The organism is Streptococcus lactarius, assembly GCF_016642265.1.
GTDB lineage: Bacteria > Bacillota > Bacilli > Lactobacillales > Streptococcaceae > Streptococcus > Streptococcus lactarius.
Map to the genome: position 1 here is coordinate 1 of NZ_MRXX01000009.1, position 26,722 is coordinate 26,722.

Here is a 26,722-nt window from a genome sequence, read left to right on the forward strand (position 1 = left end):
GACAGATTTATTGTTTTTTTATTGTTCAGTACTATAACCTTTGTTATAGTGCCCTGCACATTGGTTCGTCTTGTTCAGTTTTCAAAGGTCTTTGTCGCTCTCTTGCGACAACTATATTAGTATATCACGCCATTTCTTATCTGTCAATACTTTTTTCTAAGTTTTTTTATTTTGTTGGGGGATTATTAAAAAAGGCCCTAGAATTCTAGGACCATTCTGTTTATTCTTTAACTTCTAATAAGCCAATATCTCCATCTTCTCTTCGATAGATCACATTGGTCGTGTTATCTTCAGCATCTCGGTAAATGAAGAAATCATGAGCTAATAAATCCATCTGAAGGATTGCTTCTTCTAAGTCCATTGGTTCAAGATCAATTGTTTTTGAACGAACAACTTTTTCAATTGTGCCAGCTTCTTCAACTACTGCATCTGTAAAGAGTTTGCCTGCACCAGATTTTACACGATTTTTCTTTTCGATTTTCGTTTTGTTTTTACGAATTTGGCGTTCAATCTTATCTGTAACAAGATCGATGGATCCGTACATATCTTGTGAGACATCTTCAGCACGAAGAGTAATCGATCCTAATGGGATAGTGACTTCTACTTTTGCAGTCTTTTGGCGGTAGACTTTTAAATTAACTCGGGCATCTAAATCTTGGTCTGCCTGAAAATATTTTTCAATCTTTTCAAGTTTAGAAACGACATAGTCGCGAATGGCTTCTGTTACTTCTAGGTTTTCACCACGGATACTATATTTAATCATATAAGTACCTTCTTTCTAAACATTTTACTTTATATGTTTATTATAACGCTTTCACTATGATTTTGCAAATCTTTTTCTTACCTTGCAATTGAAAATGTCTTTATTTCTTTCACACCTTTTTCAGTTAATAGTTGCTTCATCAGCTCGATTGTTTTACCGGTAGTATAGATATCATCAACGATTAAATACTGTTTATTCTTTTGAACCTTCCCCTTTAAACGGAAATGTTGGCTTGTTTTTAACCGTTCTTCTCTTGTTTTTTTAGATTGCGCTACCCCATCCTTTTTTTCAAATATATCACTATAGTTTATCTTTGCATCATCTAATATGGTTGAGATTTGATTAAAGCCCCTTTCTTGCTTTTTCTCTTTACTAATGGGTGTTGGAACAACTATGTAATTCTTATATTTTTTTAGTTCTGTTTTTAATCTTCTTGAAAATACTTTTCCTAGTAGTTTATCTCCTTCAAACTTGTAACGTTTAAAGTATTCTTTCATCGATTCGTTGTACCTATATATAGCTTCATGATGGACGATATTCCCCTTTTGTTCCCACAATTCACAGTCCTTGCAGATCTGTTCTTCTTTCTCTTTAAAACATCTTGGGCAATGAATGCTCCCAATCTCTTGAAACGATTCTTTACATTCTTTGCAAATCCACTCTTCTTGATGACATAAAAGGAATAGCTCTCTAAACTGATGGTTCTCTCTTAATTCTTTTTCACAAAGTAAACATTGTTTCAAAAGCCTGCCTCCTGATTCATTTCTTTAATTTCCTTTACAGCGTTTTTCATGGCTTTTGTGTTTCCATCAGCTAAAAAGAGTAACTGTCCTGTTGGTCTTTCTTTACTACGACCAACTCTTCCTGAGATTTGTACCAATGTACTTTTCGTAAATAAGCAATGATTACTTTCTATAACAAAGACGTCTACTAAAGGAAAGGTAACTCCTCTCTCTAAAATGGTGGTTGAAACCAAAATGGATACTTCTCTATTTCTAAACTCCTCAACGATCCGTAATCGGTCCTCTGTTTTAGAAGAAACAAATCCAAGTTTTTCCTTTGGAAAATATTTCGTTAAAACATCTTTCAATTGTTTACCTAATTCAATTTCTGATACAAATAGTAGCAAGGGATAGGTTGTTTGTCTTTGCTGTTTTATAAGCTGCAGTAAATCATGTGGAATTTTTCCTTTTTCTATCTTCTGTCTAATTTTTGAAACCCATTTTATCTCAGGAACTACTAAGGGGTTGCCGTGAAATCTTCTAGGTAGACTATAACGACTGACTTCCTTTTTCTTTACTTTCTTGTCCAATTCATCTGTAGAGGTTGCAGTTAAATAAAGGGTGTTGCCTTCTTTTTTAATTGCATTTTGGGCTGCTTTATATAACACGGGATTGTCCACATAGGGGAAGGCATCCACTTCATCAATGATCAGAAGATCAAATGCTTTGTAAAACTTTAACAATTGGTGTGTGGTCGCGATCACCAAAGGCGTTCTAAAATAAGGCTCCGACTCTCCATGAAGCAAGGATATGGGGCAGGAAAAATCTTCCTTCATTCTTCGGTACAATTCGATACAAACATCAATTCGTGGTGTTGCAATACAAACTGCTTTACCATTCTTGATCGAATTCGCTACAACTTGGTACATCATTTCCGTTTTTCCGGCACCTGTCACAGCGTGGACCAAAGCATTCTTGTTTCCTTTCACTGCTTGGATCAGTCCATCAGATACCTCTTGTTGATATGAAGTTAAGGTTCCTTTCCAGTTCAATACCTCTTGGCCTTCAAAGTCTTGCTGCGCTATGGCATACAGCTTCTGATCACTCCGGAGTCTTCCCAATTGGATACAGGCTCTACAATACAATACATCTTCACTCAACCTCCATAGTTTTTGATCAATCACACTACCACATCTAAAACAAACGTTGGCCCCATTTTGTTTTTCTATTGCTGGAATTTCTTGGGCTATTTTATATAAATCATCTGTCATTTGACTCTTGGTTAAGAGCCTTCCATAAGTATCTTCAATCTTCATACTTATTAATTCGTAAAAATTGGTGAAAATAGTTCTTTTTTTGTAAAATAAAACTATGGAATATATTACATTTAAAGTTGACGGTACCGTCCAGGAAGAAATCAAAAAATCTAAATTTATTTGTCATGTTAAACGTGTCTCTTCTGAAGAGGAAGCTAGAGATTTTATCAACGCGATCAAGAAGGAACACTACAAGGCTACACATAATTGCTCTGCTTTCATCATTGGAGAACAAAGTAACATCAAACGGACTAGTGACGATGGCGAACCTAGTGGAACAGCGGGTGTACCGATGTTGGGAGTTTTAGAGAATCATCACATCGCCAATAGTTGTGTCGTGGTTACCCGCTATTTTGGGGGAATTAAATTAGGCGCTGGCGGTCTGATTCGTGCATACTCTGGAAGTGTTGCTCAAGCGGTTCGAGAGATTGGGCTGGTAGAAATCAAAGAACAAGTGGTCCTAAGGATTACACTTTCTTATTCCCAATACCAAGAGTTTGTTAATTTTTTAAAAGATCATCAATTGACGGAACAAGATCCGCTGTTTACCGATCTGGTGACGACTACTATCTTTGTAGATAAAGAAAGCCAAAGTTCGATCACAGCAGCTTTAGTCGAATTTTACAATGGCAAAGTCCATATAGAAGATCAAGGGATTCGTGAGGTTGAAGTACCCCTTCTTTTCCCTGAGAAGCAATAAAGCACTTAAAATAAACAAAACCTATTGGCAACGATAGGTTTTGTTTATCGCATCCATAAAAATTCTATATTTTACTTTCTTCCCGTAAGAGACTATACTAGATAATATCAAGAGAACCTAGAATTGAGGTATACTATGGCTATTTATGAAAATATTACAGAATTGATTGGAAACACTCCGATTGTCAAGTTGAATCGTCTTGTTCCTGAAGGAGCTGCAGATGTCTATGTTAAACTAGAAGCTTTCAACCCTGGATCATCTGTCAAAGACCGGATTGCTTTGAGCATGATTGAAAAAGCTGAAGCAGATGGCAAAATTAAACCAGGTGATACGATTGTTGAAGCAACTAGTGGAAATACTGGGATTGGTTTGTCATGGGTTGGAGCAGCAAAAGGCTATAAAGTTGTGATTGTCATGCCTGAAACCATGAGTGTGGAACGTCGTAAAATCATCCAAGCTTACGGAGCTGAACTCGTTTTAACCCCTGGTAGCGAAGGAATGAAAGGTGCTATTGCCAAAGCTGAAGCAATTGCTGCAGAACGAAACGGTTTCCTTCCTCTTCAATTTGAAAACCCTGCTAACCCAGAGGTTCATGAAAGAACAACTGGACAAGAAATCGTTGATGCTTTTGGAAAAGAAGGCCTTGATGCTTTCGTTGCAGGTGTCGGTACTGGTGGTACTGTTTCTGGTATTTCTCATACGTTGAAAAAGAATAATCCAGCAGTTAAAGTCTATGCTGTTGAGGCCAATGAATCTGCAGTCCTTTCTGGTGAAAAACCTGGACCACATAAAATCCAAGGGATTTCAGCTGGTTTTATTCCAAATACTTTAGACACAAATGCTTATGATGGCGTTCGTCGTGTGTCTTCTGAGGAAGCTTTCGAACTAGCACGTGCTATCGGGGGAGCTGAAGGATTCTTAGTCGGTATTTCTAGTGCTGCTGCGATCTATGCTGCGATTGAAGTAGCTAAAGAATTGGGTAGCGGCAAAAAAGTTCTTGCTCTTGCACCAGATAATGGCGAACGTTACCTTTCTACTACTCTTTACGAATTTGAATAATTCTTAATATAAAAAAACTTCGCTAGGTTTTATCAACCTAGCGAGGTTTTTATTTCTTTTCTTGTTTCCCAAAAAATGCTTTTCCTTCCTTGACCCAGGTTGGCATTTGTTGAGCTAAGGGTGCAAAACCAGTCTTGTGACGGTCATTTGAAAAACGATGGTGGCGAATCGTTCGCTGCGGTGTTTCTTCCAGCGTTCGCAAAGAGAGGCTGGCTTTCTTAGAATATTCATCAACATCAATAACTTGGACAAAAACCTTCTCTCCAATTGAAAGAATATCCTGGATATGATTAACATAACCACTACGGATTTCTGAAATATGAATCAATCCCGTATCTCCCGAGGCGAGTTCAACGAAGGCTCCATAGGGTTGAATGCCTGTGATGGTTCCTTCTAACTTATCTCCAATTTTCATATTAGTCCTCAATTTCGATAGTTTGAATCACGACATCTTCTACTGGTTTATCCATCATACCTGTCTCAACAGCCGCGATTTCATCCAAAACGGCAAACGAAGTTTCATCCATCAATTGACCAAATACTGTATGGCGTTGGTCTAAGTGAGGAGTTCCTCCTTCTGTGGTATAGACTTCAGCTATTTTTTCAGGCCAACCACCACGGACCAATTCCTTTTTAGAATAAGGAAGATGTTGATTTTGTACAATAAAGAATTGGCTGCCATTTGTGTTTGGTCCAGCATTGGCCATCGAAAGGGCTCCGCGAATATTGTACAATTCTTTTGAAAACTCATCCTCAAAGCTATCACCATAGATAGACTCACCTCCCATACCAGTACCTGTTGGATCTCCCCCTTGGACCATGAAATCTTTGATAATGCGGTGGAAAATAACTCCATCGTAATAACCAGACTTAGCAAGGGCCACAAAATTTGCAACTGTTTTTGGTGCTTGATCCGGAAATAATTGTATTTTCATCTCACCGTGATTTGTTTTAATCACAGCGATAGGGCCTTCAACCGTAGCAAGATCTAACTGTGGTAATATCAATTCTTTTTCAACCATATTTAACTCCTCTAAGGCATGGAATATGCCATCTTCTTCTAAATTCTTGGTAATATAATCTGCTTTTTCTTGCAACTCTGGTGCTGATTTCCCCATTGCGATGCTAATTCCAGCATAATCAAACAGCTCCATATCATTTAAGCCATCTCCAAATGCCATAACATTTTCCGGTTTCAAACCTAAGTGATGGACAACTTGAGAAACTCCTGAAGCTTTTGAAGCTTCAAAGCTAACAACATCTGACGAATGGGGATGCCATGATACTAAGCGAAGTTCCTCTTGTAAGGAAACTGGTAACTCTATATCACCGTCGTGTTCATCAAAGGTCCACATTTGGAAAATAGGTTCTTTCAAATGCAGATCTGGATCTACGGGTAAGTTGGGATAAATAACGTCAATAGCATCACTAATCATAGGGGTTCGTCGAGAAAGGGCAGCTTGATGACTAGCAACTAAACCGTAATCAATTTCGGATTTATTTGCCCAATCCACAAAAGAAGAAACGATTGCTTCATTGATCGGTGATTGGTAGATAACAGTTCCTTTTGTATCTTCTATATAGGCACCGTTTAAAGTTACTAGAAAATCAGGCTTTAAGTCCATGATTTCAGGAACAACTCCAAAAATTCCTCGTCCAGTTGCAATTCCTGTTAAGATTCCCTTCTCTTTTAGCTGATGAAAGACGTCTTTAACAGATTCTGGGATCAATCCTGTTTCTTTTGCACGTAGTGTATCATCAATGTCAAAAAAGACGATTTTTACTTTTTTTGCTTTATAACGTAATTTTGCGTCCACTTGTCTCCCCCTTCTTATCATGCTCTATTATAGCATGTTTTACCTTAAAAATCTTCTTGATTCACCAGATGGTGTCGGAAGGCATAGACGACCGCTTGCGTTCGATCACTAACTTCTAGTTTTGATAAAATATTGGAAACATGGGTCTTCACTGTTTTCAGGGAAATATAGAGTTCGTCTGCTATTCGCTGGTTTTCATACCCTTTGGTCAATAAAGCCAGAATATCTCGCTCTCTAGCTGTGAGATCATCATGCAAGGCGGCATGATTCTTTCGTGACTCAACCTTTTGGCTAACTTCTGTCTCAATCGCAAACTCCCCCCTTGCAACTTTTCGAACAGCCTGTAAGATTTCAGTTGCTGAGGATGTTTTTAAAATATAGCCCTTTGCGCCTGCATCTAGGACAGGGTATATCTTTTCATTATCCAAATACGATGTCAGAATGACAATTTTGGCTTCTGGCCATTCTTTGAGGATTGCAAGAGTCGCATCGATCCCGTTTAGTTCTGGCATCACAATATCCATAATGATGACTTCTGGTCTTTCTTTCAGAGCTAACTCTACTCCTGCCTTACCATTTTGAGCTTCCAATACTTTGTCAATATCGGTTTGCATGGACAAGAAGCTCTTCAAACCTAATCGGACCATTTCATGGTCATCTACTAATAATACTTTCATACCGTTTCCTTTTTATCTTTTTCTTTTACAAGGAGGGGAACACGAATATCCACCGCCACTCCCTTTTGGGGACTTGTTCGAATTTTAATGGTGCCCGCCATATCTTCTACTCGCTCTTGAATATTTTTCAAGCCATAACTCAAGCGTTCCAATTTTTCCTGCTCAAATCCGATGCCATCATCCACCATCCGTAAATGAAGTTGTTTTCCTTCCTGATTCAAATAAACATCCATTTGTTGAGCTCTGGCATGTTTCAAGGTATTGCTGACGATTTCTTGTACAATTCGAAAGAGGTGTTCTTCCATATCTTTTGGAATACTCACTTCATCGTGGTGGAAGAGAACGGTTAGGTTACTTTTTTCTTTTAGTTCCCTAAAAATCATCTCCATCCCTTCTACCAAACTTTTTCCTTCCAACTCTGTTGGCCGTAAGTGCAAAAGTAAGACACGTAAATCGTTTTGGGCTGTCCCTAGAATATCCGATACACCATTTAGTTGTTGCTCAATCTGTTTTTTCTCTAACTCAAGGACCTGAGCCGCCACTCCAGACAAAATCATATTAGCCGCAAATAATTCTTGACTAACCGTGTCATGTAGATCGCGCGCAATTCTCTTACGCTCGGTTTCTACAATTTCTTCTTCATTTCGCATAACACGATTTTCGCTTCTTTGTAAATTTTCTTCTAGACGATGGAGTTTTTTCTCCAATGCATTCAACTGTTGATTCAGTTCTTTGGGAGCAATTTCTTTTTGCTCTGAACCATTCATCATAGCTTCTACTTTTTGCTGAACCGCGTGGACGGTTACAAATTGGGTCATCTTCATAATCAAAAAGACCAAAGCCGTCAGTGCCAGTGTCAGACTGAAAATCAAAAATAGGAAGGATTGAAGCAAGGAAAAATTTGTAAAGAGGTCGTTCCAATGAAAACCAACAAAACTAAAAATGGTGTGACAAATCACTGCTATGACCATTAAAGAGTAAAAATAAAGTAATACATAGTCCATTTTTTTCATCCGCGCACCACCTCTACATCCCCAACAATACCAGCTAGGACGATTTTGATTGACCGATGGGAGCGACGATAATGGGCTGTTTCTATATCGAGCGTTTCGTTACGCATTTTACGAATGGGTAAATCTAAAAATGTCAGATCACCATAAAGCGTATTGATTTGCAAGTGCAACTCCAAATCAATCGGTAAAATAATTTTTGTATTTCCAAAACCTTTACGGATGATGATGATATTGTCCCAATCACACATCGCAACCTCTTCCAAGTGAAGGGTATCATTTCCAAAGACTCGAAGCACATTTAGGTCTCGATAGCCTCGACTTTGTTTTGAAAAATGCTGCAGTTCACCAATCCAACGCATTTTTTCTTGATAAATTTTTGTATCTTCTTCAATATCAAACACAATGGCTTCATTTTCCTTGTACATATAAGGATAGGCAATCAATAAGCCATAAATTACCGCAAATAAAATGGCTGCAATCACAAATGGATTGAGCATGACGATAAAAAATAGGAGCACACTTAGTGCAATCAGTAGGAAATTCGCTTTGTGTTTGCCAAAATAATAATACAAAAGCAGCAAAAAAAGGACCATTAAAACGATGAATCTCGAGAAATCAACTGATAAAATAGTGAGCGCTGCTAAGGTTAATAAAATTGCTTCAACAAAGATAAAAATTTGTATTTTCCACATAGTCCACCTCATCTTTACCTATTCTATCAAATTTTCTCTTATTTGACTTCCGTCTGTGGTTGTAGAAGTTTGAGAGATCAAAAAACACCCTCCGGATCGCAATCCTTTGGGTGCCTTCTAGTTAGAAATTTTGTTTCAAAATCCTATTTAGCAGTACCAATTCTTTAATTTCCAGCAGCTGTACTACTTGAACTTTCAGTGTCTGATCGTTCAGAAGAAGAGGAGCTAGAAGTTTCTGAGCTAGAAGAGGAAGCTTTTGTACTAGATGAAGAGGTTACTTTCGGTTCATAAACCGTCAAGACAATTCGTGTACGATTGATATCGACACTACTTGAAGCCTCTGGTGATTGGCTGACAATCTGACCAGCGGATACGAATACTCCATCTGGTAGATGATCGGTTTTCTTCAATTCAATATTCGCTTCTTTGATTCCATAGATTTCAATCAAATTGCTTCGAGCAAAATCATAGGTTGATCCAATATAGTTTGGCATTTCAACAGACGTTGATTCTTTGGCTACTTTCAATACAATCTTAGTTTTTGAGTTCAAAGAGTATTGTTCACCCGGTGCCGGTGTTTGCTCAATAACCGTTCCAGGTTCATAATCAAAGGTTTCAACCTCTTCAATACTGATCATCTTACTAGATACTTTATAGGTATTTTTGAGATCATCTTCAGCTTTTGCTCGTGTTTCACCTACGTAGTTTGGCATTTCAAAACTGTTTGGCCCCTTGGAGACAATCAAATCAATTCGACTCTGTTCCTTCTTTTGAGCCCCTGCATTCGGACTGGTACGGATCACATAGCCTTCTGCAACCGAATCGCTGTATTCCTCCTTTTCATCTCCTACTTGGAGATCTTGTCCTTCAATCAGTGCCCGCGCTTCTGCAACAGTCTTGCCAGAAACATCTGGTACTGTTTTATTAGCGGGACTCATATACAATAAGAACGCAAAAGCAGCGAGGACCAAAGCGATAGCTACAAACAAGACCTTGTAACGTGTGCGTAATCGTCTTCTTGGCTTTTTATTTGGTGCCACCGTCTGCGGATCTGTAGATGGACGATTCGCATCTATCGAACTAATTTCACTACGTACTTCAGAGATGGGAACTGGAGCAGTTTTTGGAGTTGGGTTCACTTTAGGAAGTGTTTTGGTGTCTGCCTTCGTTTGATCTTCAAAAACTAGTTTGGGTTCGTTTCTTCTTTCATACGACAAACAACTTGAAAGATCCACGTACATCTCAGCTACTGATTTGTACCGATCTGTCAGTTTCTTAGCTGTCGCTTTGATGACGACATTTTCTAAAGCTTGGGGGACGTTCTTATTTTCCTCACGAATCGAAGGTAGAGGTTTTTGGAAATGCTGCAGGGCAATTGTAACAGCACTATCTCCATCGTATGGAATGTGCCCTGTCAACATCTCATAGAAAATAATCCCCATAGCGTAGATGTCACTTTGAACCGTAGCTTTTGATCCACGCGCCTGCTCAGGTGACAAATAATGAACGGATCCTAGCATTGAGTTGGTCTGAGTCAAACTAGTTTCCGCAAAGGCTACCGCAATCCCAAAATCCGAAACTTTAGCAGTCCCATCAGGAGTTAAAAGGACATTTTGCGGTTTTAAATCTCTATGAATGATACCACATGTATGGGCTAGGCGCATTGCTAGAAGAATTTGTCCCATCAAACGAACGGCTTCTTCATTTGATAGTGGCGCATTTTCTTTAATGTAACGCTTCAAATCTAAACCGGCAACGTATTCCATTGCAAGGTATTGTTGCCCTTCTTCTTCACCGATATCTGTAATCCGAACGATATTTGGATGGTCCAGTTCTGCCATCGCTTTTGCTTCACGCTGAAAACGTGCAACTGCAATGGGATCTGTCTGGTAATTTGTACGCAGAACTTTAACAGCGACTTCTTCACCATCCAAAATTAAATCACGCGCTAGATAGACATCTGCCATCCCCCCGCGACCAATTTGTTGGATGATTTTATATCGTCCGGCAAAAATTTTGCCGATTTGAATCATGCTGCGTCCTCCTCAGTAAAGTGGAGCAATACAGCGGTAATATTATCAAGACCTCCAGCATTATTGGCAAAGCGAATCAAAGTCTCAGCCTTTTCTTCAAGCGATACGTCACTTAAAACAATATCTCTAATTTCATCTGGTCCGATCATATTGGTCAACCCATCACTGTTGATCAGAATATAATCATCTGCTTCAACACCAATCAAGCCATAATCTGGCTCTAACTCATCTTTTTGGCCAATGGACTGGGTAATGATATTCCGTTGCGGATGATGAGCTGCTTCTTCTTCTGTAATTTGACCAGCTCGCAAGAGGGCATTAACAAGAGAATGGTCACTGGTCAATTGTTGGTATTCCCCGTGACGAATCAGGCCAATACGTGAGTCACCCACATGGGCGTAAATGACTTGACCTTCTACAAAAGCTAAAGCTTCCAGCGTAGTTCCCATTCCTTTGTGTTCATCATCTTGACCTGCTAAATGAATCCGACGATTCACTGCTTCTAAATGATCTGCGAACCATTCCCGTACTTGATTGACTGTCTCAATTTCAGAAGTAACCCAGGCTGTACCTAGGTCTGTGACTGCCATTTCGCTTGCAATATTGCCGGCACGGTGTCCCCCCATACCGTCGGCAAGAAAAATCATCGATTTCCCAGCCTTATTTTTATATTGATTTGCATAGTCTTGGTTATTTGTCCGTCTTTGACCTACATCGGTTAAGATCGAAATATCCATTCTGTCAGTTCCCTCCTGATTTTAAGATATTCTCTTGAAACGACTGATAAAGAAACCGTCGCTCCCGTACAGTTCAGGTGTAATCAATATACACCCATTTTTGAGAATATCTTTTCTTTCGTGATTCAATGGGACGAGTTCAAAATTCGGGTGGTTTTCCAAAAACTTGTGGACCACCTCAAAATTTTCCTTTCCCATAATCGTACATGTACTGTACACTATTATACCATCTTTACGTACACTTTGACAAACGCTTTCTAGAATTGCCAATTGAACAGATTGCAAGGAATCAAAGTCTGCGCTTTTTTTCGTGTACTTGATATCCGGCTTTCTCCTTATGAGACCAATCCCCGAACAAGGTGCATCTACCAATATTTTATCAAAAGCATCCGTTCCAAATGTTTCAAAGACTTTTGTCGCATCTAATTTTTTTGTCAAAATTTTGTCTGCAACATGAAGCCGATTGGCATTTTCTTGAATCAATTTTAGTTTGTAATCATAAAGATCCAAGGCTGTGACTTTCCCAGTTGTGAGATAAGAAGCCATGTGAGTTGTTTTACCACCAGGTGCTGCACAAGCATCTAGAACCCATTCATCTCCTTGGAGTTCTAAGGCTGGTGCTACCAATTGACTAGATTCATCTTGAATGGCAATTTTTCCTTCTTTAAAGAAAGAGTGCCCAGCAAAATGCCCTTGTTCTTTTACTAGAGCACTTGGAGCTAGCAAGGATTCTTGCGCATCTAATAACTGGGCAAGAGTTTCTTTTTCACCCAGCTCAACAACACGAATACTCGATTTATTGCGCTGGTATAGACTCTCAAAAATAGCCCGAGCCCGTTCTTCACCATATTCTTCAATGAGCTCTTTGACCAACCAGACAGGTAAGGAATACTGCACTGAATAGCGTTTGTTTTTTCGCTTGATGGTATCAATATCTGGCAGGCCCTCACGGAGAAGCTTTCTGAGGATAGCATTGACAAACTTCTCGCTGCCTTCTTTACGTCTTTTAGCTATCTGGACAGCTTCATTGACAACGGCATGGTCTGGAATGCGATCCAAATAGACCAGCTGGTACAAACTCATCATTAAGAGGTCATAAAGCCAGCTATCCAATTTTTCACGGTCTTCAATAACATGAGCAAGGTACCATTCAAGCGTTATTTTGCGTGCCACTGTACCGTATACAACTTCTGTAACAAAGCTCTTGTCCTTATCTGAGAGCAAAGATTTTTCTAGCGCTTGATTCAAGGCGATATTGGAATAGGCTCCCTGATCAAAGACAGCTTCCAAAATATGGAGGGTCTCTTCACGCGCATTGATTTGTTTAACTTCCAAAGTGATCTCCTACTTGTAATTGACGACCGGCGCCGTTTAAAAAGTCTGTAATCGACATTTTCGGTTTTCCTGCTGGCTGCACAACTTTGAGGGATAGCGCACCTTCTCCAGTAGCAACGATCAACTCTTTTTTGGTGAGATGAAGCACTTGACCTGGAGTTCCGTTGCCCTCACATGGCTTCGCTTCGTAGATCTTAAACCGTTGCCCATTTAGTATAGTATAGGCTACCGGCCAAGGATTCATCCCTCGAATCTGATTAAAGACTTGGCGATTGGTTTTGGTCCAATCCAGCACTTCTTCTTCTGGCAAAATATTCGGTGAAAATGTCACCAAACCTGGATCTTGTGGCCTTGGTTTGATCTCACCTGCTAGGTAGGCTGGCAAGGAATCTAGCAGCAGGTCACGTCCTAGGACAGCCAATTTTTCAAACAAGGTTCCTACATTGTCCTCATCTAAAATGGGGAGAGAACGAGCAGCAATCATATCCCCAGCATCCATTTCTTTGACCATTTCCATAATCGTAACACCGGCTTCATCATCACCATTGATCAGGGCATAATGAATGGGCGCCCCTCCTCTATATTTCGGTAATAAAGAAGCGTGGACATTCACCGCAAATTGGAAGTTCTCCAACAATTTTGTTGGTAAAAACTGGCCAAAAGCAGCCGTCACAATTCCTTCAGCATCTAGCGACAGAAGGGATTCCATTTCTAGGCTTCCTGACAATTTTTCAGGCTGTAAAACCGGTAGTTGATGTTCCAAAGCCACTTGCTTAACAGGGGTCATTTGAATCTCTTTTTTGCGGCCTACTTTTCGATCAGGCTGTGTTACAACTGCTAGAATTTCATAGCGGGGATCCGCTAACAAGCCCTTTAGAACAGTTGCTGAAAAATCGGGTGTTCCCATAAAAATAATTTTTGTCATCTTATCTTCCTTACATAAAACTTTGCGGTTCATTATCGATGCTAACACGCAAGTCTTTATTTTCTTTCTCTTGAGTAAAATCCAAGACCTGATTCAACACCTGTGTGATGCCTTCTTCAAAGCGATATTTTACAATGATTTGATAGTGATAAAGATTATGTGTACGTGCAATGGGCTTTGGAGTTGGGCCTAGCAGTTGAATCTGATCAGATAAGCCCGAGCGAAGAATTTCCATCACTTGATGAGCCTTTTTTACCACAACTTCTTCATTCTTATGCGATAAAGTCAAACCAACCGTAAAATAATACGGTGTATAGCCCAACTGTCTGCGAATCTTCATTTCATAGGCAAAAAAGCCTTCATAATCTTGCTCCTTAGCAAATTGAATTGCATAATGATTGGGATTATAGCTTTGAATAATCACTTCTCCCTCTTTATCTGCCCGACCAGCTCTTCCAGCCACCTGGGTTAACAGTTGAAAGGTTCTCTCTGAGGAGCGATAATCCGGTAAATTCAGAGACGTATCTGCATTAAGAACTCCTACAAGAGTGACATTGGGAAAATCAAGTCCCTTAGCAATCATTTGGGTCCCCAATAAAATATCCGCCTCTCCATTTCCAAAAGCCTCTAATATGGCTGCGTGACTTCCTTTTTTTCGGGTGGTGTCGACATCCATACGCAGAATTTTAGCTTCGGGAAAAATCTCTTGCAACTCATCATATGCTTTTTGTGTGCCTGTCCCATAATAACGAATGGAACGGCTTTGGCAATTGGGGCAGTGCCGAGGAATTGCCTTGCTATAGCCACAATAATGGCAGTTCATGGCCTTGGTATCCATGTGAAGGGTCAGAGAAATATCACAATTGGGACAAGTATCCACTGTCCCACACTCGCGACACATGACAAAGCTAGAATAACCACGACGGTTCAGCATCAGGACCACTTGCTCTTTCTTTTGCAAACGATCTGCAATTGCTTCAACAAGAATCGGAGTATAGTTACCAGCTTCATTTTGACCAATATAATCCCTAAAATCAACCACTTTGACTTTTGGAATGTTGGCTGAGGGATTGGCTCGTTTGGTTAAACGAAGCAATTGATACACTCCTTTTGTGGCACGCGCCCGCGATTCCAAACTAGGTGTGGCTGAGCCAAGAAGCAAAACCGCTTGATTGTACTGGGCTCTTAGTACTGCTACTTCTCTCGCATGGTAGCGAGGGTTGCTATCTTGTTTGTAGGAAGCCTCATGTTCCTCATCGATAATGATCGCTCCTAGATTTTTTAAAGGTGCAAAGATAGCTGAGCGTGCGCCAACGACTACCTTGGCCTCTCCGCGTTCGACCTTTCGCCACTGGTCATACTTCTCTCCGTTTGATAAGCCTGAGTGTAAAATGGCAACTTCCTGACCAAAACGTGAGATAAAACGGTTGGTCATCTGAGGTGTCAGGGAAATCTCAGGGACCAACATAATAGCTGTTTTCCCCTTTTTAAGGACTTCTTGAATAATCTGTAAATAGACTTCTGTCTTTCCACTTCCAGTCACCCCTTCTAAAAGAAAGGGGGTCGAAGTTTTTCCAATTTGGGAAACAACCGCCTCTACCGCTCTTGCCTGTTCTTGGTTTAAAATCAAGGCCTGGCTTTGTTTTTTTCCTTCGAAGTATTGAGCAGCACGATTGACTTCACGTTCGCTAACCTTGAGGGCACCTTGCTCCACAAAATAGGCTACTACCGGCTTTGAAAATTCCTTATACAAATCTGCCAACGGTTTTTCTTGCGTCTCTAATTGTAATTTTTCTTTCAAAACCAGACGCTTTTTAGCTCTGGCAGACGGTTGAAGTTCTTTCAACTTTTCTTGGTCAACACGATACCATTTTTCTGTTTTGATCTGTTTCTGATCCTTGGCCTGGTATTCTAAGAGAAGATCACCCCTCCTCACCAATCGCATCACTTGGGCTTGATCGGCTACATCTAGTGAAGAAAAAGCCACTTCCTGTTTCGAACCAAAGAGTTTTGTTTGGATTGATGGATCTAATGAAGATTGGGGATACAAGATCTTATCATAACTCGAATTCAAAAGAGAAGGCAACATGGATTTCAAAAGAGTGATTTTATAAGAAAACACACTTTTTCGTAATTGGTCTGCTAACCAAAATTGTTCTTGATTTAAAACTGGAGTGTAGTCTAACACCTCCACGATAGACTTCAATTCCTCGGGCGTGTCTACTTCTTTTGATACTTCGGTCACAATTCCTTGAATGAGACGGTTTCCTATACCAAAAGGCACATGCACACGCATCCCTGCTTCTACCATATCTTCAAACTCTGAAGGGATCTCATAGGAATAGGGTTTATCTGTCTGCATCAATGGAACATCCACAATCACTTTTGCTATCATGTTTTCACCTCCTGTCTTCCTTGTATGCGTTTGACTCTATCACGAACCTCTTTAAATAGCAAAAAATAAGATTGAGAAGCCCCAACCTTAAATTTTTTCACCTTCTTCTTTTTCTTTGGCAATTTGTTCCTTAATTTTGCGCTCTTCTTCTTCCTTACGAATGCGCTCTGCTTCCATACGGCGACGAAGCGATTCCCGTTTTGCTTCTGGATCAGGATGGACAACGACATTTCCTGATTCAATCTCTTCAAGTGCTTGCAAGGTTGCTTTCACCGACTGAAATTCTTGGGTTGGAGCCGCACCACTTTCCAATTCATGAGCTCGTTTTGCTTCAAGAATAACCAATGAATATTTTGAAGGTACTTTGTCGAGCAACGTATCAATAGAAGGTCTTAACATCATAATTTTTTACCTAATTTCTAATTTTTTATCTCGTAGCCACGGTTTGTGTTTTGGGCAACATGTCCATGTAATGGCCAATCACACGGTCCACACGGAAGTGTTCAGCTTCGATCACCCGTTTAACCCGTTCAGCTGCAAGAGGAACTTCATCATTAACAATCGCATAATCGTATTCACGCATCATAGCAATCTCCTCTTTTGCTCTCTCAATACGCTGTGCAATCACTTCTTCACTATCTGTTCCGCGTCCCACCAATCGATCTTGCAATTCATCCAAATCAGGCGGCGTTAAGAAAATAAAGACAGCATCAGGTACTTTTTTCTTGACTTGGAGAGCGCCTTGAACTTCGATTTCTAGGAAAACATCAATTCCTTTGTCCAAGGTTTCATTGACATAGGTCAAAGGAGTGCCATAGTAATTTCCAACATACTCAGCATATTCCAGCATCTGACCTTGACGGATCAACTCTTCAAACTCTTCACGTGTCCGGAAGAAATAGTCTACTCCATCCACTTCACCAGGACGTTGTGCACGTGTCGTCATAGAAACAGAATACTGGAACTGATTGTCCGAGTTTTCAAAAATCTCTCGTCTGACCGTTCCTTTTCCAACCCCGGATGGGCCTGAAAATACGATTAATAAACCACGATCCGCCATGATATCTCCTTCAATGTCTTTCTATCTAGTGTAACAAAAATCAAGCGATTTTTCAACTGCTTTATGATTGAAAAAAAGCTTGAGATGCGAAATCTCAAGCTTTTCGGCTATTTTGCGTAATCTACTGCACGCAACTCTCGAATAACCGTAACTTTAATATTTCCAGGATATTCGAGGTTGGACTCGATCTTCTCACGAATATCATGCGCTAAGATCGTAACCTTATCATCCTTGATTGCCTCAGGGCTGACCATAATACGGATTTCACGTCCTGCTTGAAGGGCGAAACTTGTCTTGACTCCTTCAAAACTATTTGCAATTTCTTCCAGATCTTGCAAGCGTTTAATGTAACTTTCAAGCGATTCACTTCGTGCTCCAGGTCGAGCGGCACTTAAAGCATCTGCTGCAGCGACAATGACTGCAATGACACTTTCTGGTTCAACATCCCCATGGTGACTGGCAATGGTATTGACAACCACTGGGTGTTCCTTGTACTTACGTGCCAATTCAGTCCCAATTTCAACGTGACTACCTTCAACCTCGCGGTCAATGGCTTTCCCGATATCATGCAAGAAACCTGCGCGACGTGCTAGTGTAGCACTTTCACCCAACTCGCTAGCAATAATACCAGAAAGTTTTGCAACCTCAACTGAGTGGCGCAAAACATTTTGACCATAGGAAGTCCGAAATTGCAACCGTCCCATGATTTTCATCAAATCTGGATGGAGGTTTGGCGCACCGATTTCATAGGCAGCGGCCTCACCGTATTCACGAATACGATTGTCAATTTCCTGACGATTTTTCTCAACCAACTCTTCAATACGGGCTGGATGGATGCGACCATCTTTGAGAAGACTTTCCATTGTCATACGGGCAATTTCACGACGAATCGGATCAAAGCCTGACAAGGTGACAACTTCCGGAGTATCGTCAATAATCACATCAACACCTGTCAAGCTCTCAAAGGTACGAATATTACGACCCTCGCGACCGATAATACGGCCCTTCATGCTATCATCTGGCAAATGAACTGTTGAGTTTGTTTGCTCAGCAACAAAATCACCTGCCATCCGTTGCATGGCTTGGACGAGAATGTCTTTAGCCATCTTATCAGAACGTTCCTTCACTTCCAACTCAGCATCACGAATGCGTGACGCAATTTCTTTGGAAAGTTGATCTTCCGTCTGATTTAAAATAATGTCACGCGCTTCTCCTTGACTCAAAGAAGCAACACGTTCCAGTTCTTCCACTTTCTTGTGTTCAAGCTCTTCCAGCTGTTGTTCACGCGCATCAATGTGTTTAGTTCTATCTGTAAGACTTTGCTCTTTGTGTTCAAGAGACTGTTCTTTGCTTGTTAAATTGTCATCTTTACGATCAAGATTGCTGGCACGATCTGCCAAACGGCTTTCTAACTGCTTCAATTCTTGTCGTTCTGACTTAAACTCAGCATCGACTTCTTCACGATATTTTCTGGCTTCTTCTTTTGCCTCCAAAAGTGCTTCTTTTTTAAGTGAACTTGATTCATGCTTAGCTTCTTTTAAGATCAAATCAGCTTCGCGTTCTGCTTGTCCACGTAAATTCGTTGCTTCTTGTTCAGCATTTAAAAGAGTGAGTTCTGCTGCTTCTTTAGAAGCTTTCATTTTTAGAGCAGTTCCCACATATCCAATGACTAAACCAATGACCGCGGCAAAAACACCTGTAATTAAAAAATGCATGCTTTTACCCCAAATCTAATTTCATTAGTTGAATTAAAAAATTCTTTATCATTTTACCATAAATTACTAAAATTAACAATCTAAAAAAACAAGAAGAAGCTAGGATATTTTTGTTCTATGATTCCTATTTTAAACTGTTTTTCCTGATGCTATCCCTCTAAGAAATCCAGCGATTTCCACTTTGTTGATTCTTCTTTTTATGCTATAATCAAGAAAAACAAAGAAGGAAGAAAGTATGTCAAAAGAAGTCATCGTTGAAAGTTTTGAATTAGACCACACAGCTGTAAAAGCCCCTTATGTCCGCTTGATTGGAGAAGAAACAGGTCCTAAAGGAGATATCATCTCCAACTTTGATATTCGGTTGGTGCAACCAAACGAAAATGCCATTCCAACTGCGGGACTCCATACCATCGAACACCTGCTTGCAATGCTCATTCGTAAACGAATTGATGGCATGATTGATTGTTCACCATTTGGATGCCGGACTGGATTTCATATGATTATGTGGGGCCAACATTCCAGTACTGAAATTGCTAAAGTGTTGAAAGAATCTTTGGAAGAAATTGCAACTATCAGCACCTGGAAAGATGTTCCAGGTACAACCATTGAGTCTTGTGGAAATTACAAGGACCACAGCCTCTTTTCAGCCAAAGAATGGTGTCGCCTGATTCTAGATCAAGGAATTTCGGACGATCCATTTGAACGTCATGTTGTTTAAGACTCAAAAAAGATGAACCTGTGGTTCATCCTTTTTTTATTGTCATTTTTCCCAGAAATGGTAAGTTGGCTCATGCATTAATAATCCAAAGCATCTGAGTGACCTTTTCCATTTCCAACAAAATAGCCAGTTTTAGCATTTATACTAAAGAGGTAGGTTCCATCGGGTTTGAAGAGATTGTAATAGCCATTTCCCTTAATGATATTGACACGTTCCAAAATGTACTGGTTACCAGTGATATAACCACGTTGACGGGCAATATTCAATACTTTTTCAAGAATACCATCTCCAAATACCCAAGCTGGGTTATTGACATCATCAATTGCAGCTTGGTTGTACGGTACACGACTCAAGCTGCGTTGAAGGGCCACACCATTGCTTGAAAGGCCATATCCTGAATAGCCTGGTTGAGCAGCTCCTGAACTATTTGCGGCAGAACCTCCAGCTGGGATAGCCGACTGAGCAGGCGTTGCAGCTGCATTAGAAGTCTCTGTACCACCAGTTCCTGTCACAGGTGCTGGTGTCGCCACTTGTTGCGAACGGCCTTGTGCAATTGCATTGTTCAATAAGCTATCCAATTTTTCATTACCGGTCTTTGTATCGCCAAAAGTCGCATCACTTTTTGCTTTAGCATTTTCGTCAAGAACACCATCTTTGATCACAGGAGATGTAAATTGTGAATTGACTTTCTGAATAGCAGAGACCTGTTTCACTAGATCATCATATTTCGTTTTAGCTGCCTGATACTCACTGTTTCCTTCTAGCTTATCAAGCAACTTCTTCAGATTTTCTAGATCTCCGAATTTATCATTTTTAAGGGCACTTTTTGAGTCATCTACGAAAAAGGCATCATAGGCTTTCGTAAACTCTTCCAGTTTTTGAGCTTGTGTTTCACTGCTACTTGATTTTGAAGTCGAAGTTGATTTGCTTGATGAAGAGGATACAACAGTTGTACCACCAGATTTTCCACGACTGTGCATCCAGTTATAAGTTACAAATCCAGCTGAAGCAATAATTGCTAACCCTAAGGTAGAATACAAAATCGTTTTGAGGCGTTTACCACCACTTTGAGGTGTTTCCTCTGGAAGATCCACTGGTTCAGTGATTGGTTCTGTCGAAACAGGACCAAACTTTATCTTGGTTGGAAGCTCTGTTGAAATGGCATCCATTTCCGGCCTTTGCTCCAAGACCGTTTCCTTCACTTCTGGTATTTGGGCTGTTGGTGCTTCTACTACTTCAGTAGCTGCCTCCTTAGCTGCCAACTCTTCTGCTTTGGCTAATTCTTCTTGAGCCAAAATCTTTGTATCGTATTTATCTGCCTCAATTTCTGCCCGGTGTTGCTTGATGTATTTATCCAAGACATTATCGTCTTCTGTCACACCAGCTTCTATCTCTTCTGCTTTTCGATTGGCCTGTCCAATCGTCATATCTTTAGCATCTTCAAAATCCAAAATAGATTCCGTTTCTTGCTCCAATGGTTTCTTGTCCTTCTCTGTCATAAAAAATCCTTTCTACGCCTTTATTTGCCGTTTCACACGTTCCCCAAAATATTGGTAGAGATCAACTTTTAAGGTTCCGTTATACAGTTTTCGTTTTTTGTCAGCTTTACTTCCGTATTTCGCTTCAAAACCTTCATCACTCGTCAAGATAAATTTGCTCCAGGTTGTGAGAGGAGCAAATACTTGTCCCATTTCCTCATACAACTTCGTGACACCCTGATCATCTGATAAGCGCTCTCCATAGGGAGGGTTGGAGATGATCACCCCATTGATCTTATCCGAGCGAAGATCTTGGACCCGCATTTGTTTGAAGGTGATATCATTGCCAACACCTGCTTTTTGGGCATTTTCTTTGGCAATTTCAATCATTCGCGCATCAATATCAGTTCCCATGATGTCCAAAGTGATATCACGATCAATTTTTTGACTTGCTTTTTGACGGATTTCGTAAATCAACCGATCATCTATCCAATTCCATTCCTCAAAAGAAAAGGTCCTGCGCAAGCCAGGTGCCATATTGCGAGCGATCATCACTGCCTCAATACAAAAAGTTCCAGAGCCACATGTCGGATCAATCAATGGCTTATCAGGGTACCAATTAGACAACTGAAGAATGGCTGCCGCCATATTTTCCTTGATGGGAGCGCCTCCTTTTTCAGTCCGATAGCCACGTTTGAAGAGGCTACTACCTGTTGTATCGATAAAAACAGTTGCCTGATCTTTCAGAATGGACACTTCAATCTTGAACTCTGGACCGTTTTCCATCAGAGGAATTCCTTCTGGACGAGCATAGTACTTTTGCAACTTTTTAACAACAGCTTTTTTTGAAATGGCTTGAACACTTGGCTCATTATGGAGTTTGGATTTAACACATTTGGCTTTTGAAATAGGGAAACGTGCCCCCAGGGGCAAATAATTTTCCCAATCCAAGGCAAAAACACCTTGAAAGAGTTCCTCAAAGGTTTTGGCTGGAAAACTTCCAACGACAATCTTCACTCTATCCGCCGCTCGCAACCAAAGATTGGTCTCAATAATCGCGCTACTATCCCCTTGAAAGCGAACCCGTCCATTTTCAACCTGGCAATCATAGCCCAGCTCTCTCAGTTCACGACCAACCACCGCCTCCAAACCAGCTGCTACCGTTGCCACCAATTCAAATTGTTTTTTCATCTTATTCCTATCATTTTAAAAAAGGAGGTTGAGATCTCTCTCCCCCTCAACAACCTATATGCAATTTTCTATAAGCCATGTTTTGTTCCAGAAATGACTAGGTACCATTTCCTTCGATAATCATCTGTCTACTGTTTCCAGTCAGAATGCTATGTTCGTTTCCACGCATCCCATGCCCCGACCAAAGTTTGGGTTGCTAGCTTGAGGGGTTTACCGCGTTCCACTTTTTAGGTTTCCCTAAAAACTACGTCACTGTGGCACTTTCAGAGTTAGTAGAACTTATCCTAAGACTTAGCTCGTTCGCTCGCCGTAACTTGAAGATCAAGTTCCTAGGCTTATGGATTCACCTAGCACAAACACTACAGGCATCACAGCCTGTGCTAGCATGGACTTTCCTCATGAGAAAAAATACTCACGCGATTATCCAAAAATTGCACGATCAATTTGTTAGAAATCCCGATCTACAATTTGTTTACCAAACACTTCTTTTTCCAAACGATTCAGTCGTTTCAAAATATCAAAGTTTGTGGCAGTTGTCACTTGCGGAAAATCTTGCCCAGTACTACTTGCTACAGAAGCTGCTTGCGGTACTTCCTGTGCTTGTTTCGCAAGTTCTTCACGAAGACGCGCATTTTCTTCACGCAACTCCTTTACCAAAGCCGCATAGGTTTCATAGTCTTTTATAACATCATCTAAAAATTCGTTTACTTCAACCTTACTAAACCCGCGAACTTCTCTATTAAAATCTTGATCATAAATATCTTTCGCAGTAAAATGAATACTTGCCATTACTCTCTCCAATCTAGTTCATCAACTCAATTATATAAAAAAATGGTAAGAAAAATCAAGGTATAACACTTAATTTTCGTAAAAATTTTCAGCAAGATCATTTAGGTCATCAAAACTTAATCGTTTGACATAGAAGGGATCTTTTTCTGCCATCATTTTGTAAAGATAGTTTAAATTTGTTTCGTTTTCAGGATCATAAAAAATATAGCCACCATCCGCATTGTCGACTAAAAATTGATTGTATTCTTTCAATTGCCCAGGATTGGTGTAGTGTGGATAGGCATATTTTACAAAATCTACCTGCTTGAAACGAGCCAGTATTTCTCGGTTCGCTTCATTCCAATTTTCACCCACATTTTCGAACAAAAAGATCGTCGCCATTTTAAAATCATAATCCTTCTTTAAATCAATGGCGACCTCCAAGACCCAAGCTTCAAATCCCAAATTACCTGTAAAAATCAGCCACTGAACTCCTTCTTCAAACAAACGCTTAAGATCCCTTTCGATGGCTTTTTTGATAATGGTTAGTCTTGGATCCTGCTTGGAAAAGATTCCTACTTCAAAGTTTTTATAGCCTACAACAAGTATGGTATTCATTTTTTCCTCATTCTTCTATTTTGTGATATAATAGAGTGATGTAATTGTACCAATAAGGAGAACAATGGTCAACTATCCACATAAAGTAGCTAAAAAAACAGCCGTCTCTACTCAAAGGAAACAGCCGACCGACTTTGCCAATCGTGGAATGACATTTGAAAAAATGATCAACGAAAGTAATCAATACTACCTCTCTCGAGGCTTGGCGGTCATTCATAAAAAACCGACCCCCATTCAGATTGTAAAAGTAGATTATCCACAGCGTAGTCGAGCAAAAATAGTAGAAGCTTACTTTAGGCAGGCCTCTACTACGGATTATTCTGGAGTATACAAGGGACATTATATTGATTTTGAAGCCAAGGAAACACAGCAAAAGCAGTCCATGCCAATGAAAAATTTTCATCAACATCAGATCGATCATATGGCTGCGGTTGTCCAGCAAGGTGGGATCTGTTTCGTACTATTGCACTTTGCAAAGCTGAATGAAACCTATTTGCTACCGGCTCTTGCTTTAATTTCCTACTACAATATCGATCATGGCACTAAATCCATGCCCCTCTCCTACATTCAGGAGAATGGCTTTCTTGTGGGGAAGGATCAACTTCCAAGTATTCCTTATCTTGATATTATCGAACAGAAACTTCTAGGCGGTATTTAAATGAATAAACAAACAGTCATCCAATGGTTGAAATATGTTGCAATCGCAGCCATTTCATTCTTCTTACTTTTATTTGTTCTAGGTGCTCTCATTTTTGGCTACTATGCCATGAAGGCTCCAACCTTATCTGAAAAAGATTTGGTTGCTACCACATCGAGTAAGATTTATGACAACAAAAATAACCTAATTGCAGATTTAGGGGCTGAAAAACGCATCAACGTAACAGCCAATGAAATTCCTACAGATCTAGTCAATGCCATTATAGCTATTGAAGACCATCGTTTCTTCAATCACCGGGGGGTTGACATTGTTCGGATTGGTGGTTCCTTCCTTCATAACCTTCACGGAGGTAGTCAAGGTGGTTCTACTTTGACGCAGCAATTGATCAAATTAACTTATTTCTCAACCTCTGCTTCTGACCGTACTCTTTCACGTAAAATTCAAGAAGCCTGGCTGGCGACACAGCTTGAAAAGAAGGCAACCAAACAAGAAATATTGACCTATTACGTCAATAAAGTATTTATGGCGAATGGGAACTACGGAATGCAGACAGCTGCGAAAAGTTATTACGGAAAAGATCTAAAAGATCTTTCGCTCCCTCAATTGGCACTCCTTGCGGGGATGCCCCAAGCACCAAACCAATACGATCCATACTCCCATCCTGAAGCAGCGCAACAGCGCCGAAACTTAGTATTAAAAGAAATGCTCGATATGAAGACCATTTCTAACAAACAATACGAAGCAGCGGTCAATACACCTGTTACAGATGGTCTGCAAAGTCTCAGTTCTTCAAGCAGTTACCCAGCCTATATGGATAATTACCTAAAAGAAGTGATCGAGCAAGTCGAAGAAGAAACGGGCTACAATTTGTTGACAACCGGAATGGATGTCTATACAAACGTGGATACAGAAGCTCAAAAGAAACTATGGGATATCTACAATACAGATGAATATGTCAATTACCCGGATGATGAAATGCAAGTAGCTTCTACCGTTATTGATGTCAATACTGGTAAAGTCATTGCTCAGCTGGGTTCTCGTCACCAATCCAGCAATGTTTCCTTTGGTACAAACCAAGCGGTTGAAACGAACCGTGACTGGGGTTCATCAATGAAACCAATCACAGATTACGCACCAGCTCTTGAACATGAGGAATATACCTCTACAGCAGCTACCATCACAGATGCACCATACAATTTCCCTCATTCCTCAACACCATTCTACAACTGGGACCGTTCTTACTACGGTAGCATTACCATGACTTATGCCATCCAACAGTCTCGGAACGTTCCAGCGGTGAAAGCTCTCGAAAAAGTTGGGCTTAAAAAAGCCAAGAAATTCCTAAATGGACTGGGAATCGATTATCCAGAAATGGTCTACGCCAATGCCATCTCAAGTAATACTAGCGATTCAAGTAACAAATACGGAGCTAGCAGTGAAAAAATGGCTGCTGCCTATGCTGCTTTTGCAAATGGTGGTACCTATTACAAACCGAAATATGTCAGTCGAGTTGTCTTTAGCGATGGAACCACAAAAGAATTCGATTCCGAAGGAACCCGCGCAATGAAGGCAACAACTGCCTACATGATGACAGATATGATGAAGACAGTCCTCATGGCCGGTATTGGTACAAATGCGGCTATTTCAGGAGTCTACCAAGCTGGTAAGACTGGTACATCAAACTACTCTGATAATGAGTTAAGTAAACTAACTAAAAATTCAAGTTATTCAAGTTTCGTGGCTCCAGATGAATCATTCGTTGGATACACACCTGAATACGCTATGGCGGTCTGGACAGGTTATTCAAATCGCTTGACTCCTGTACTAGATAATGGAATGAAAGTGGCGACAGATGTTTACCGTCAAATGATGCTCTATCTTGCTAATAACAACAATTCTGGTCATACAGATTGGACGCAACCAAGTGGGCTGTATCGAAGTGGTTCTTATCTCTACTTAAACAATGGTAAGAACAACTACAATAACTACTACTATGAGCCAAGTTATTCCACTGATCAGTATTCGTATGAAGAACCTTCATCTAGCTCTTCGAATGAAGAGAATTCATCTAAACCATCTGAGTCTTCTTCGCAAGACTCTAACAATCATAACGAATAATAGAATGGAGAAGTCGGGCTTTTGGCCCGGCTTTTTTTAAAACAATGGTTAAAAAACCAGAACGAATAAAATCTGATTTATTTAGTTAGACTTCCCAGCTTTTTTATTTTTGAGTATATAAAAAAAAGAGCCTTTCGGCTCTTATTAGAATGTAGACAAACTATTTTAAAGCAAAATAAGTTAAGTGATTCTGCAAAAAACAAAATTGAGTTCC

The 26,722-nt window shown here is 40.2% G+C and carries 25 protein-coding genes and 1 other RNA gene; 5 read left to right on the top strand and 21 right to left on the bottom strand.

What is annotated here, in order from left to right:
* Positions 1–220: 220 nt before the first annotated feature.
* The 3 genes from hpf to BTU61_RS07210 all read right to left on the bottom strand — a co-directional run bounded on the left by hpf (position 221) and on the right by BTU61_RS07210 (position 2,801).
* On the bottom strand, positions 221–763 hold the full coding sequence (hpf, locus tag BTU61_RS07200) for a ribosome hibernation-promoting factor, HPF/YfiA family (RefSeq protein ID WP_200772963.1): 543 nt from the start codon (positions 761–763) through the stop codon (positions 221–223).
* Positions 764–840: 77 nt separating this feature from the next.
* Complete coding sequence (locus BTU61_RS07205; protein ID WP_200772964.1) at positions 841–1,506, bottom strand: ComF family protein; 666 nt, start codon at positions 1,504–1,506, stop codon at positions 841–843.
* The gene (locus BTU61_RS07210; protein WP_200772965.1) at positions 1,503–2,801 is read right to left on the bottom strand and encodes an ATP-dependent helicase ComFA; all 1,299 of its coding nucleotides are present in this window, start codon (positions 2,799–2,801) and stop codon (positions 1,503–1,505) included. The genes BTU61_RS07205 and BTU61_RS07210 overlap by 4 nt, the downstream gene beginning before the upstream one ends.
* A 55-nt stretch (positions 2,802–2,856) precedes the next feature.
* Here BTU61_RS07210 and BTU61_RS07215 point away from each other — a divergent pair, with 55 nt between their 5' ends.
* Together BTU61_RS07215 and cysK are read left to right on the top strand one after the other, a co-directional pair.
* Positions 2,857–3,501, top strand: coding sequence for a YigZ family protein (locus BTU61_RS07215; protein ID WP_200772966.1), 645 nt, complete (start codon positions 2,857–2,859; stop codon positions 3,499–3,501).
* A gap of 135 nt (positions 3,502–3,636) precedes the next feature.
* Positions 3,637–4,560, top strand: coding sequence for a cysteine synthase A (gene cysK / locus BTU61_RS07220; RefSeq protein WP_200772967.1), 924 nt, complete (start codon positions 3,637–3,639; stop codon positions 4,558–4,560).
* 49 nt (positions 4,561–4,609) lie between these two features.
* On the opposite strand, the gene BTU61_RS07225 is transcribed toward cysK, so the two are convergent.
* The 13 genes from BTU61_RS07225 to BTU61_RS07285 form a co-directional block, all read right to left on the bottom strand.
* Positions 4,610–4,975, bottom strand: coding sequence for a S1 RNA-binding domain-containing protein (locus tag BTU61_RS07225; protein ID WP_200772968.1), 366 nt, complete (start codon positions 4,973–4,975; stop codon positions 4,610–4,612).
* A 1-nt stretch (position 4,976) separates the two neighbouring features.
* Positions 4,977–6,377: a bifunctional Cof-type HAD-IIB family hydrolase/peptidylprolyl isomerase gene (locus BTU61_RS07230; protein WP_200772969.1), complete on the bottom strand. Its 1,401-nt coding sequence runs from the start codon at positions 6,375–6,377 to the stop codon at positions 4,977–4,979.
* A 44-nt stretch (positions 6,378–6,421) separates the two neighbouring features.
* On the bottom strand, positions 6,422–7,054 hold the full coding sequence (locus BTU61_RS07235) for a response regulator transcription factor (RefSeq protein ID WP_200772970.1): 633 nt from the start codon (positions 7,052–7,054) through the stop codon (positions 6,422–6,424).
* Positions 7,051–8,067, bottom strand: coding sequence for an envelope stress sensor histidine kinase LiaS (locus BTU61_RS07240; RefSeq protein ID WP_200772971.1), 1,017 nt, complete (start codon positions 8,065–8,067; stop codon positions 7,051–7,053). Before BTU61_RS07240 ends, BTU61_RS07235 begins: the two co-directional genes overlap by 4 nt.
* Positions 8,064–8,759 (bottom strand): cell wall-active antibiotics response protein LiaF, encoded by a 696-nt coding sequence (liaF, locus tag BTU61_RS07245; protein ID WP_200772972.1) that lies wholly within the window; start codon positions 8,757–8,759, stop codon positions 8,064–8,066. The genes BTU61_RS07240 and liaF overlap by 4 nt, the downstream gene beginning before the upstream one ends.
* A 164-nt stretch (positions 8,760–8,923) precedes the next feature.
* Positions 8,924–10,792 (bottom strand): Stk1 family PASTA domain-containing Ser/Thr kinase, encoded by a 1,869-nt coding sequence (gene pknB / locus BTU61_RS07250; RefSeq protein WP_200772973.1) that lies wholly within the window; start codon positions 10,790–10,792, stop codon positions 8,924–8,926.
* Positions 10,789–11,529 carry a Stp1/IreP family PP2C-type Ser/Thr phosphatase gene (locus tag BTU61_RS07255; protein WP_187538269.1) on the bottom strand — a complete coding sequence of 247 codons (741 nt, stop codon included), beginning with the start codon at positions 11,527–11,529 and terminating at the stop codon, positions 10,789–10,791. Before BTU61_RS07255 ends, pknB begins: the two co-directional genes overlap by 4 nt.
* 21 nt (positions 11,530–11,550) lie before the next feature.
* Positions 11,551–12,864 carry a 16S rRNA (cytosine(967)-C(5))-methyltransferase RsmB gene (gene rsmB / locus BTU61_RS07260; protein ID WP_200772974.1) on the bottom strand — a complete coding sequence of 438 codons (1,314 nt, stop codon included), beginning with the start codon at positions 12,862–12,864 and terminating at the stop codon, positions 11,551–11,553.
* On the bottom strand, positions 12,854–13,789 hold the full coding sequence (gene fmt, locus BTU61_RS07265) for a methionyl-tRNA formyltransferase (protein ID WP_200772975.1): 936 nt from the start codon (positions 13,787–13,789) through the stop codon (positions 12,854–12,856). Before fmt ends, rsmB begins: the two co-directional genes overlap by 11 nt.
* 10 nt (positions 13,790–13,799) lie before the next feature.
* Positions 13,800–16,184: a primosomal protein N' gene (locus tag BTU61_RS07270; protein ID WP_200772976.1), complete on the bottom strand. Its 2,385-nt coding sequence runs from the start codon at positions 16,182–16,184 to the stop codon at positions 13,800–13,802.
* Between the two features lie 87 nt (positions 16,185–16,271).
* Entirely contained in the window at positions 16,272–16,586 is a 315-nt protein-coding gene (gene rpoZ / locus BTU61_RS07275) for a DNA-directed RNA polymerase subunit omega (protein WP_200772977.1), read from the bottom strand.
* 25 nt (positions 16,587–16,611) lie between these two features.
* Entirely contained in the window at positions 16,612–17,244 is a 633-nt protein-coding gene (gmk, locus tag BTU61_RS07280) for a guanylate kinase (protein ID WP_187538258.1), read from the bottom strand.
* Between the two features lie 107 nt (positions 17,245–17,351).
* Positions 17,352–18,959, bottom strand: coding sequence for a ribonuclease Y (locus BTU61_RS07285; RefSeq protein WP_187538256.1), 1,608 nt, complete (start codon positions 18,957–18,959; stop codon positions 17,352–17,354).
* Between the two features lie 235 nt (positions 18,960–19,194).
* Between BTU61_RS07285 and BTU61_RS07290 the strand changes: the two genes are divergently transcribed.
* Positions 19,195–19,677, top strand: coding sequence for an S-ribosylhomocysteine lyase (locus BTU61_RS07290; RefSeq protein ID WP_200772978.1), 483 nt, complete (start codon positions 19,195–19,197; stop codon positions 19,675–19,677).
* A 77-nt stretch (positions 19,678–19,754) separates the two neighbouring features.
* Here the strand turns inward: BTU61_RS07290 and BTU61_RS07295 are convergent, their stop codons facing one another.
* From BTU61_RS07295 to BTU61_RS07315, 5 genes are all read right to left on the bottom strand, one after another.
* The gene (locus tag BTU61_RS07295) at positions 19,755–21,176 is read right to left on the bottom strand and encodes a cell division site-positioning protein MapZ family protein (protein WP_200772979.1); all 1,422 of its coding nucleotides are present in this window, start codon (positions 21,174–21,176) and stop codon (positions 19,755–19,757) included.
* A gap of 12 nt (positions 21,177–21,188) precedes the next feature.
* On the bottom strand, positions 21,189–22,346 hold the full coding sequence (locus tag BTU61_RS07300) for a THUMP domain-containing class I SAM-dependent RNA methyltransferase (RefSeq protein WP_200772980.1): 1,158 nt from the start codon (positions 22,344–22,346) through the stop codon (positions 21,189–21,191).
* 66 nt (positions 22,347–22,412) lie between these two features.
* An RNA gene (gene rnpB, locus BTU61_RS07305) (RNase P RNA component class B) lies at positions 22,413–22,778 on the bottom strand.
* A gap of 15 nt (positions 22,779–22,793) precedes the next feature.
* Positions 22,794–23,135 (bottom strand): cell division regulator GpsB, encoded by a 342-nt coding sequence (gpsB, locus tag BTU61_RS07310; protein WP_200772981.1) that lies wholly within the window; start codon positions 23,133–23,135, stop codon positions 22,794–22,796.
* A gap of 69 nt (positions 23,136–23,204) precedes the next feature.
* Positions 23,205–23,732, bottom strand: coding sequence for an SLOG family protein (locus BTU61_RS07315; RefSeq protein ID WP_187538245.1), 528 nt, complete (start codon positions 23,730–23,732; stop codon positions 23,205–23,207).
* 64 nt (positions 23,733–23,796) lie between these two features.
* Between BTU61_RS07315 and recU the strand changes: the two genes are divergently transcribed.
* Positions 23,797–24,390, top strand: coding sequence for a Holliday junction resolvase RecU (gene recU / locus BTU61_RS07320; RefSeq protein WP_200772982.1), 594 nt, complete (start codon positions 23,797–23,799; stop codon positions 24,388–24,390).
* Positions 24,391–26,508: a penicillin-binding protein PBP1A gene (gene pbp1a / locus BTU61_RS07325; protein ID WP_200772983.1), complete on the top strand. Its 2,118-nt coding sequence runs from the start codon at positions 24,391–24,393 to the stop codon at positions 26,506–26,508. It begins immediately after the preceding gene.
* The last annotated feature ends 214 nt before the right edge of the window (positions 26,509–26,722 follow it).